Here is a 9,642-nt window from a genome sequence, read left to right as displayed (position 1 = left end):
CGCCCACCGTGGTGGGTCTATTTGCCCCCCTTTTTTTGGCCACTCGCGTTTCCTTTTCTCACCTCTGTTAACCTGGCGCGGCGTGTCCCCACACCCCCCCCCCCCGCAACCCTGTTCGGGGTCCTTCTACGCCGCGCCGCGCTGCAGCGCCTCGCAGACCGCCGTCGACTCCCTGACTCCCAGTTCGACCGCACGCCCACAGTGGGCGATCCAGGCGGCCATCCCCTCCGGGGTACCGGACGCATAGCCGTCGAGCGCCGCCACGTACGCCGCCCGTCCCTGTTCCGCGTGCCCCGCCTCGGCCGGGCAGATGGACTTCGGGTCCAGGCCGCTGCCCACCAGGACGATGCGCTCGGCCGCGCGCGCGACCAGGCCGTTGTGCGAGCCGAAGGGCCGCAGGCTGAGCAGCTCCCCGTGCACCACGGCCGCCGTCACCAGGGCCGGTGCGGAACTTCCCGCGATGATCAGCTGCGAGAGCCCCTCCAGGCGCCCCGCCACCTCCGCGGCGTCCGGCACGTTCAGCTCGACCAGGGGCTCGTCGACCGGCTCGCCCGCGAGGCGCGGCCGCCCCGCCGACTCATCGGCCTCCGCCGCCGCGACCAGGTGCAGCCGCGCCAGGACCCGCAGCGGCGACTGCCGCCAGATGGACAGGAGTTGGCCCGCCTCCGCGGTCAGCCGCAGGGCAGCGCCGACCGTGCGCGCCTCGTCGTCGCCGCTGAAGTCGCTGCGCCGGCGGACCTCTTCGAGCGCCCACTCGGCGCCGGAGAGCGCCGCGGAGCCGCGCGCGCCGCGCAGGGCCGCCTCGGACGTGACCTCGTTGCTGCGGCGCCGCATGATCCGGTGGCCGTAGACCCGGTCCACGGCCTTGCGCACGGAGTCCACGGAGTCGCTCACTCCCGGCAGCGCGCCCAGAGCGGCGAGCGGATCAGCTGTCGTACTCATGAGTACGACCCTACGCACACCCTGCGCTTCCCCCACGAAGGAGTGGTCTTCTTCACGCCGAATGGATACGTCAGGTGATCATCCGGCTACCCTTGGTGAACATGAAGATCGCTTTCGTAGGGAAGGGCGGCAGCGGCAAGACGACGCTGTCCTCGCTCTTCATCCGCCACCTCGCCGCCACCGGAGCACCGGTCCTCGCGGTGGACGCCGACATCAACCAGCACCTGGGCCCCGCACTCGGCCTCGACGACACGGTCGCCGCCGAGCTGCCCGCCATGGGGGCGCGCCTTCCGCTCATCAAGGACTATCTGCGCGGCTCCAACCCGCGGATCGCCTCCGCCGAGACAATGATCAAGACCACGCCTCCCGGCGAGGGCTCGCGGCTGCTTCGGGTGCGCGAGGACAACCCGGTGTACGACGCGTGCGCGCGGACGGTGGAACTCGACGACGCCGCCGTGCGTTTGATGGTCACAGGGCCGTTCACCGAAGCCGACCTCGGTGTCGCCTGCTACCACTCCAAGACGGGGGCGGTGGAGCTGTGTCTGAACCACCTGGTCGACGGGCGCGACGAGTACGCGGTCGTCGACATGACCGCCGGTTCGGACTCCTTCGCCTCCGGCATGTTCACCCGCTTCGACATGACGTTCCTGGTGGCCGAGCCGACCCGGAAGGGCGTCTCGGTCTATCGCCAGTACAAGGAATACGCGCGGGACTTCGGGGTCGCACTCCGGGTCGTCGGCAACAAGGTGCAGGGCCCGGACGACATCGACTTCCTGCGTGAGCAGGTGGGCGACGACCTCCTGGTGACGGTCGGGCACTCGGACTGGGTCCGCGCCATGGAGAAAGGCAGGCCGCCCCGGTTCGAGCGCCTGGAGGCGACCAACCGCCTTGCCCTGCAAGCACTTCAGTCCGCCGCCGACGCCTCGTACGAGCGCCGCGACTGGGAGCGCTACACGCGCCAGATGGTGCACTTCCACCTGAAGAACGCACAGAGCTGGGGCAACGAACGAACGGGCGCCGACCTGGCGGGCCAGGTCGACCCCGACTTCGTGCTGCGCGAGCGGCTGGCCGCTACGGCCTGAGCACCCCGGTGGGCATCACGGCTTGAACTGACCTGTGGGCGCTACGGCTTGACCGCCGGGGCGCCCGGGACGCCCTTCGGGGCCGGGGCCGGCTGGGCCGAGAGGTAGGACGCCCAGCCGCCCTTCGGGGCCGTGGCGACCGGCAGCTTGGTGAGGCGCTCCAGGGTCTGCGGATCCTGGGCGTCGAGCCAGTCGGCGAGCTGCCGGAAGGAGACACAGCGCACTTCGGGCTTGGTGCAGACCGACTCGATCGTCTCCTCGATGGCGCGCATGTACGTGCCGCCGTTCCAGGACTCGAAGTGGTTGCCGATGATCAGCGGGGCGCGGTTGCCCTTGTAGGCGCGGTCGAAGCCCTGGAGCAGGCCGTCGCGCATCTGGTCGCCCCAGTACTCGTGCTTGTCCGGGTCGCCCTGGGACGTCGTACCCGACTGGTTCACCATGAAGTTGTAGTCCATGGTGAGCGTCTCGAACTTGCGGCCGGGGACCGGGACCAGCTGCATCGACATGTCCCAGAGACCTTCCTTCTTCTTGGGCCAGAGCTGGTTGTTGACGCCGCTGGTGTCATAGCGGAAGCCGAGATCGCGGGCCGCCCGCATGAAGTTCTTCTGGCCTTCGAGGCAGGGCGTGCGGGCGCCGATCAGTTCCTTGTCGTAGTCGAAGGGCAGCGGCTGAGCGCCCCTCATTCCCGTGTTGGTCTTCCAGGCCTTGACGAAGGACTTGGCCTGGCCGATCTCCGACTTCCAGTCGGCGACCGACCACTGGCCCACGCCGCCGCTCGTACCGCAGAAGTGGCCGTTGAAGTGCGTGCCGACCTCGTTGCCCTCGAGCCAGGCGCCGCGGAGCTGCTCCACGGTGTCCTTGATTCCCTTGCGGTCGTTGAAACCGATGTCCGAGCTGCCGGGCAGGTGTTGCGGCGGGTTGTAGAGCTTGCGCTTCTTTTCGGGGAGCATGTACACGCCGCTGAGGAAGTACGTCATCGTCGCGTTGTTCCGCTTGGCGACCTTGCGGAAGTGCGAGAACAGCTTCTGGCTGTCCTCGCCCGCGCCGTCCCAGGAGAAGACCACGAACTGGGGTGGCTTCTGGCCCGGCTTGAGGCGTGCGGGTCTCGGCAGGTGCGGCTGCTGACCGGTGAAGGCGGTGGAGCCGTCGCCGATCATGCGGACCGCACTCTTGGGCGCCGGGGCGGGAGCCGCCTTTCCGGGGCCGTGTGCGCCCTTCTCGGCGCCGGCGTCGCCGCCCGCGCAACCGGCCAGTGCCGCGACGCATGCCACGAGGGCGGTGATGCCCGCGGCGATCCGCTGGATCCTCTGGGTGGCGGCCATCTTCCGCCCACCTTCTTCCTTCACATCGGCTTCGAGTCAGGGCAGGGGTCTGCGGAGAGCACCGCAGGGGTCGCTGCGGGATCACCACAAGGGGCATCGCAGACATTAAGTAGTAAATGCGATGAAATGCCTGCAACGTCGCCAACGTCGCACGGGGGCACGGGAGACGGGTTCCGACAAGCCGACGAATAGCTTTATTCACTCGCCAGGGTGATTCAATGCCCCATTTGACCCATTTATCCAACCAAGGCCTTTACTCTCCATTACGATTCGTTTACCGAGAGTTGAGATATCCCGCCGCTGCAACGCCGTGACCCACGGCCGCGACCCCGCCCTCCGGAGACCGCCGGAGGCCCCCTTGTCCCGCGACCGCGCCGCCCCGGAGGAGACGGGAAGCCATGACCGCTTTTGTCCCCGCCCACGCCACCGACTCGACTCACGCCTCACACGACCACGAGCCCCACGGCCCGCCGTCCGGCAAGAACAGCCGGTTCCGCAAGTTCCGCATCTCCGGCGCCGACCTCTCCGCGTCGATCGCCGTCTTCCTGATCGCCCTGCCGCTCTCCCTCGGCATCGCGCTCGCCACCGGAGCACCGCTCCAGGCAGGGCTCGTCGCCGCCGCCGTCGGCGGACTCGTCGCCGGACGGCTCGGCGGATCACCGCTCCAGGTGAGCGGCCCCGCCGCAGGCCTCACGGTCGTCACCGCCGACCTCATCCAGCGCTACGGATGGCGCACCACCTGCGCCATCACCGTCCTCGCCGGATGCGCCCAACTCGGCCTCGGCTGCCTGCGCGTGGCCCGCTCCGCGCTCGCCGTCAGCCCCGCCATCGTGCACGGCATGCTCGCCGGCATCGGTGTCGCCATCGCCGTCGCCCAGCTGCACATCGTGCTCGGCGGCACCCCGCAGAGCTCCGTGCCGGACAACCTCCGTGCGCTGCCCGCCCAGTTGGCCGATCTCCACCTGGCCGACCTGTCGATCAGCCTTCTGACACTGGCGATCCTGCTGGCCTGGCCGCGGATCCCCGGACGGCCGGGGAGAGTTCTGCGCGTCGCGCCGGCCCCGCTCGTCGCCGTCGCGGGGGCGACCGCCTGCGCATGTGTCGCCGGACTCAGCCTCGCCAAGGTCGACCTGCCGTCGTGGCGCAGTCACGCCCTGGCCGGGCTCCCGGAAGGCCCCGTGCTCGGGATCGTCGCCGCCGTGCTCACCGTCACGCTGGTGTGCGGGGTGCAGTCGCTGCTCGGCGCGGTCGCCGTGGACAAGCTCACTTCCCGGCGGGCCGCGGGGCAGTCCCGCGTCGGCCGCTCCGATCTCGACCGGGAGCTGCTCGGGCAGGGCGCCGCCAATGTCGTCTCCGGCGCGCTCGGCGGGCTGCCGGTCGCCGGGGTCGCGGTGCGCAGCGTGGCCAATGTGCGGGCGGGCGCCGCCAGCAGGAACTCCACGATGCTGCACGGCGTTTGGGTAGTAGTAGCCGCCCTGCTGCTCGTCCCCGTCCTGGAGCTGATCCCGCTCGCCGCGCTCGCCGCCCTGGTGATGGCCGTCGGCATCCAGATGGTGAGCCTGAACCACATCCGCACCATCACCCGCCACCGCGAGATCCTCGTCTACGCGATCACGACACTCGGCGTGGTCTTCCTGGGCGTGCTCGAAGGCGTGGCCCTCGGCGTCGCCGTCGCCGTGACCGTCGCGCTGCACCGCCTCGCCAGGACCCGGATCACACACGCCGAGGAGGACGGCGTCCACCACGTCCGTGTGCGCGGACAGCTGACGTTCCTCGCGGTGCCGAGGCTCAGCAGGGCGCTGCATCTCGTACCCCAAGAGGCGGCCACCATCGTCGAGTTGGACGGCTCGTTCATGGACCATGCCGCGTACGAGGCGCTGCAGTGCTGGCAGGAAGCGCATACCGCGCAGGGCGGCAGAGTCGAGGTGACCGGGCGCGCGGGGACGCGGATCGCCGAGCCCGCGAGCACGTCGCACTCCTGCTGCCGCCCCTGGACGGCCTGGCGCAACCACCACTGCGACCGCCCCGAGGAGACACCGGGCGACGGGCGGCCCAGCGGGCATCAACTGGCGCGCGGCATCAGCGCGTTCCAGCGGAACACGGCCCCGCATGTGCGGGGCGAGCTGGCCCGCCTCGCGCGTGAGGGGCAGCGTCCCTCGCAGCTCTTCCTGACCTGTGCCGACTCCCGGCTCGTCACATCGATGATCACGTCGAGCGGCCCCGGCGACCTCTTCGTCGTACGCAATGTCGGCAATCTGGTGCCGCTGCCGGGTGCCGAGAGCGGGGACGACTCGGTGGCCGCGGCGATCGAGTACGCCGTGGACGTGCTGAAGGTGCGGTCCATCACCGTGTGCGGGCACTCCGGGTGCGGGGCGATGCAGGCCCTGCTCAACACGCCGCCCGGCGGCGCCCAGACGCCCCTGCGGCGGTGGCTGCGGCACGGGATGCCGAGCCTGGAGCGCATGGCGGCGTACGACACCGACAAGGCCTGGGCCCGGCTTGCGGGGCGGGCGCCCGCGGACGCGGTCGAGCAGCTCTGTCTGACCAATGTGGTGCAGCAGTTGGAGCATCTGCGCGGCCATGAGGCGGTGGCCCGGCGGATGGCCGAGGGCGCGCTCGAACTGCACGGGATGTACTTCCACGTAGGTGAGGCGCAGGCCTATCTGCTGACCGAGGGTCAGGACGAGGTCTTCGACCAGGTGACACCGGCCCAGGAGGATGAGCCATCTGCCCGAGTACAGGTCTAAACCAATTTTCGGCAGGCTCTTGTCACCAGGGGTATACGTCTGATGAGCTGTGGCTTGGGACACAACGGACACCCTGGGAATGGGAGATGTCGTGAGCAACGAAAGCCTGGCCAACCTTCTCTAGTAGGCAATGGACGGACGCTCGTTGCGTGACCTGCGGTTATGCCGCTGCTCGTCGCCCGATCGTGGCCGGGGGCTCTTCCCAGACGGCCACGGGGACGGCGTACGGCACGATGACCTCGCCGTCCGGGTCCTTCATCTTCGGGTACGCCCAGACGCCGCGTAGCAGCGTGCGCAGGAGGGCCCGTCGGGTGTCGACCGGTGTGATCGTCCAGCGGTCGATCAGGCCGCGGATCACCGGCAGATAGTCGGCCTTTGTGGCCTCGGTCTGGTCCGTTCTCGTGTCGAGCGCGGCTAGCTCTTCGGTGACGGAGTTCTGCTCCGTCGTGAGCCGGTCGCGCTCGCGGGTGTAACTGTCCTCGGGGATGACGCCCCGTGAGACAAGGCTCGTTTGCGTGTCGAGTTCGTTCTGAATCTCAGTGAGCCTGTCGCGTAGCCGCTTGCGTGCGGCCTCAAGTCGTGCGGCCGGTGTGGTCGGTTCCTCCTTCAGCTTCTTGGGGTTTGCTGTCTCTTCGGGCCGCGAGTTTGGCGGCCTCGGCCTCGATCTCGTCGGCCCACTCTGCGAGGCGTTCGAGCACGGCTGCTCGATCGCAGCATGCGCAACCTCGTCACCACCCCCACCCCCGGACAGGCCACGGCCGCCGCCATGGCCGCAAAGACCAACGCGGCCACCAGCGCCGCGGGCGCAGGTGGCGGGCGCATCGTCCTGGACATCACCGGCGCCGACGGCGAGTTCAAGCGGCTCATCCGCCGCATGGTCCGCGTCGACGGCCGCGGCTCGGTACAGACCGCATTCGGCGCCTGATAGCGACGGGCACAGAGCCCGCCAACATCAGGTGCCGACATCACGGCGCGGTACGGCCCCTACCAGAGCGGCGAGAAGGCGATCTGGTAGATCCCAATAGCGTCAAAGTCGTCTCTTGCGTCGGCGGCCGCCGTGGTGGCCCCGCCCATGAGGGCAACAGCCGCCAGGGTGACGGCCGCCAGCACTGAACGCATACGCATCGTGTTTCTCCTTCAGATAGTCCGTCCGACGCCCATATGCGTTCTCGGGACGTGGCTCGGGGACCGTACGCATGCGGTTGATCAACTCGAATGCAGCCTGATCTTCGTCCACACGGCCGATCTCCTTCGACATCTGAGAGGAGGTCCCGTTCGTGGCATTCCCCGACGACCCGCTCGGCGTCCGCGTCGAGCTGTACCTCGGCGGCGCGTGGCTCGACATCACCGGCGACGTGTTCACCGAAAACCCGATCACGATCACGCGCGGGCGCCCCGACGAGGGCACCCACACCGACGCGGCTACCTGCTCGTTCGTCCTGGACAACACCAGTGGCCGCTACAGCCCGCGTAACCCGCGCTCCGACCTGTACGGGCGCCTCGGCCGCAACACCCCGGTCCGTGTCTCCGTCGCCCCGCTGGGCCCCGCCGGGCCGCGTCTGGTCCGCTTCCTGGGCGAAGTGCCCGGCTGGCCCGTGAAGTGGGGCACTCCGTACGACGTGCGGGTGTCCGTGACGGCCGCGGGCATCCTGCGCCGACTCGGGCAGGGCGCGGCGCCGATGCAATCCGCGATGCGCCGCGAAATCTCCAACCCCGCCCGCACGTCCATCGTGGCGTACTGGCCGCTTGAGGACGGCGCGGCCTCAACCGAGTTCGCTTCGGCGCTGCCCGGTGCGGCTCCCATGCGCATCACGATGACCGGGATCAAACCGGCCGCCTACACCGGTCACTTGGCCTCCGACGCACTGCCCACCCTCGGCGAGGGCGCGGCTACCGGCACCGTGCCCGTCTACCCCACGACCGGGGAAAACGCCCTGCGGTTCTTCGCCGCGTTCCCGGATACCGCGCCTGAAGCCGAGACCGTGCTGTGCAGCTTCGCCACCACCGGGCTTATCTCGCGGTGGACCATCACACTGCGCCCCGACGGGCGGCTGAGCATGTACGGCCGCAACGTCCTGGGCGTGCTTTTCGTCGACCTGACCGCGGGCGGGAACTCCCTGCTCGGCAAGAAGGTCAACATCGGCCTTGACCTCATACAGACCGGCACTCTCACCGACTGGCGGCTCTACTACATCGACATCGACGCCTACACCTACGAAGGCGGACCCGCCCCGGAGCGGAGCGGCAACACCGTCCCCAACGCCGTCGGCCGGATCACCCACATCGGAGTGGGCGGCGGCAAGGCGGGCGAGATCGCCCTCGGGCATGTCGTCCTAGCCAACGCCGCCGCCGCGTACAGCGGGACCGGCCGCGCGATGATCGGGTGGGCGGGCGAGACCATCGCCAACCGCCTCCGTCGCCTCGCCGACGAAGAAGAGATCCCGTTCACCTACACCGGCCGCCCCAACGCCGCCGGAACCCGGCTCGGCGCGCAAACCGTCGCCGCCCTGCTCGACCTGTTCCAGGATGCCGCGGACGCCGACGGCGGCATGTTCCACGAGTAGCGCGACGCCCTCGCGCTCGCCTACCGCACCCGCGCCACCCTCTACACACAGGCGCCCGCGCTCACCCTCGACTACGCCGGACGCGAGGTCGTCGCCCCGCTCGAACCCGTCGACGACGACCAGGCGGTACGCAACGACGTCACGGTGCAGCGCACGGGCGGCAGCTCGGCACGCGCCGTCTGCGAGAGCGGCCCCCTCTCCGTGCTTCCGCCGCCGGACGGCATCGGCCGCTACACCGACAGTCGGACCCTCAACCTGTACTCCGACGATCAGTGTTCGCCCTACGCGTGGTGGGGACTGCACCGCGGCACGTGGGACGAAGCGCGCTACCCGTCCGTGTCGGTGGCCCTGCACGAGGCGCCGCACCTGACCGAGGCCGTCGCCACGGTCGACGTCGGCGACCGCGCCGCCATCCTCAACCCCCCGCCGTGGCTCCCGCCCGGCACCATCGAGCTGCTCGTCGAGGGCTACACCGAGACCCTCGGCGTGCGCACGTGGGAGATCACGTTCACGTGCTCGCCCGGCGGGCCGTGGCTGGTCGCCACCCTCGACGACGTCGCGTACGCGGTCGCCGGAAGCGACGGCACCGAACTGGCCGCCGCCCTCGACCAGGCCACGACCGTGCTCGACGTACGGGTTACCGAGGGCCCGCAATGGCCCACGGCCGCGCTCCCGCTGAACTCCAATGCGGACGTGCCCGCCGGCCTGGTCGGCTGGACGCCCTACGGCGGCGCGCTCGCCCGCATCCCCACCCCAGACCCGGTGGCGGGCATGGGCGCCTGGTCCGTGCAGTTCACCCCGGACGGCATCGAGGAGTACCCCAACGTCGGCAGCGACCTCCTGCCGGTCATCGCAGCCACCCGCTACACCGTCGCGGGGGGGGGGCGCGGCGCCCCCCGGCGCGGGGCGCGGGCGCCCCCCCCCCCCCCCGGCGCCCCCGCCCCGCGTCTGGAAGCAGCCGTGCGGGAACCCGGCGCGCAGGAAG

Annotated in this window: 8 protein-coding genes and 1 pseudogene; 5 read left to right on the top strand and 4 right to left on the bottom strand. The window is 70.1% G+C overall.

Annotated features, from left to right (window positions below; translation table 11 throughout):
• Positions 1-126: 126 nt before the first annotated feature.
• Positions 127-942 (bottom strand): oxidoreductase, encoded by an 816-nt coding sequence (locus ACFWY6_RS14875; RefSeq protein ID WP_384689480.1) that lies wholly within the window; start codon positions 940-942, stop codon positions 127-129.
• Positions 943-1,043: 101 nt separating this feature from the next.
• Here ACFWY6_RS14875 and ACFWY6_RS14870 point away from each other — a divergent pair, with 101 nt between their 5' ends.
• Positions 1,044-2,024 carry an ATP-binding protein gene (locus ACFWY6_RS14870; protein ID WP_384689477.1) on the top strand — a complete coding sequence of 327 codons (981 nt, stop codon included), beginning with the start codon at positions 1,044-1,046 and terminating at the stop codon, positions 2,022-2,024.
• 41 nt (positions 2,025-2,065) lie between these two features.
• Here the strand turns inward: ACFWY6_RS14870 and ACFWY6_RS14865 are convergent, their stop codons facing one another.
• Positions 2,066-3,346 (bottom strand): hypothetical protein, encoded by a 1,281-nt coding sequence (locus ACFWY6_RS14865; RefSeq protein WP_384689474.1) that lies wholly within the window; start codon positions 3,344-3,346, stop codon positions 2,066-2,068.
• 398 nt (positions 3,347-3,744) lie between these two features.
• Here ACFWY6_RS14865 and ACFWY6_RS14860 point away from each other — a divergent pair, with 398 nt between their 5' ends.
• Complete coding sequence (locus tag ACFWY6_RS14860) at positions 3,745-6,093, top strand: bifunctional SulP family inorganic anion transporter/carbonic anhydrase (RefSeq protein ID WP_384689471.1); 2,349 nt, start codon at positions 3,745-3,747, stop codon at positions 6,091-6,093.
• Positions 6,094-6,253: 160 nt separating this feature from the next.
• Here the strand turns inward: ACFWY6_RS14860 and ACFWY6_RS14855 are convergent, their stop codons facing one another.
• Entirely contained in the window at positions 6,254-6,451 is a 198-nt protein-coding gene (locus ACFWY6_RS14855) for a hypothetical protein (protein WP_384689468.1), read from the bottom strand.
• A gap of 357 nt (positions 6,452-6,808) precedes the next feature.
• Between ACFWY6_RS14855 and ACFWY6_RS14850 the strand changes: the two genes are divergently transcribed.
• A complete protein-coding gene (locus ACFWY6_RS14850; protein WP_384689466.1) occupies positions 6,809-7,018 on the top strand; it encodes a hypothetical protein in 210 nt (69 codons plus the stop codon).
• Positions 7,019-7,077: 59 nt separating this feature from the next.
• Here ACFWY6_RS14850 and ACFWY6_RS14845 read toward each other — a convergent pair whose 3' ends face one another.
• Entirely contained in the window at positions 7,078-7,218 is a 141-nt protein-coding gene (locus tag ACFWY6_RS14845) for a hypothetical protein (RefSeq protein ID WP_384689464.1), read from the bottom strand.
• 152 nt (positions 7,219-7,370) lie between these two features.
• Between ACFWY6_RS14845 and ACFWY6_RS14840 the strand changes: the two genes are divergently transcribed.
• Together ACFWY6_RS14840 and ACFWY6_RS14835 are read left to right on the top strand one after the other, a co-directional pair.
• Positions 7,371-8,657, top strand: a complete 1,287-nt coding sequence (locus ACFWY6_RS14840) for a hypothetical protein (RefSeq protein WP_384689461.1) — start codon at positions 7,371-7,373, stop codon at positions 8,655-8,657.
• A 144-nt stretch (positions 8,658-8,801) separates the two neighbouring features.
• Positions 8,802-9,642 (top strand): annotated as a pseudogene (locus ACFWY6_RS14835) (hypothetical protein); the annotation flags it as partial.

Origin of the sequence: Streptomyces sp. NPDC059037 (genome assembly GCF_042740015.1) — a bacterium.
Classification (GTDB): domain Bacteria; phylum Actinomycetota; class Actinomycetes; order Streptomycetales; family Streptomycetaceae; genus Streptomyces.
The sequence above is the reverse complement of the archived record's forward strand: the minus strand, read 5'-3'. Positions and strand labels throughout refer to the sequence as shown.

Excerpts from the sequence above, each read along its gene's own strand:
- ACFWY6_RS14875 (WP_384689480.1), bottom strand. The coding sequence starts at position 942 with ATGAGTACGACAGCTGATCCGCTCGCCGCTCTGGGCGCGCTGCCGGGA.
- ACFWY6_RS14870 (WP_384689477.1), top strand. The coding sequence starts at position 1,044 with ATGAAGATCGCTTTCGTAGGGAAGGGCGGCAGCGGCAAGACGACGCTG.
- ACFWY6_RS14865 (WP_384689474.1), bottom strand. The coding sequence starts at position 3,346 with ATGGCCGCCACCCAGAGGATCCAGCGGATCGCCGCGGGCATCACCGCC.
- ACFWY6_RS14860 (WP_384689471.1), top strand. The coding sequence starts at position 3,745 with ATGACCGCTTTTGTCCCCGCCCACGCCACCGACTCGACTCACGCCTCA.
- ACFWY6_RS14850 (WP_384689466.1), top strand. The coding sequence starts at position 6,809 with ATGCGCAACCTCGTCACCACCCCCACCCCCGGACAGGCCACGGCCGCC.
- ACFWY6_RS14845 (WP_384689464.1), bottom strand. The coding sequence starts at position 7,218 with ATGCGTATGCGTTCAGTGCTGGCGGCCGTCACCCTGGCGGCTGTTGCC.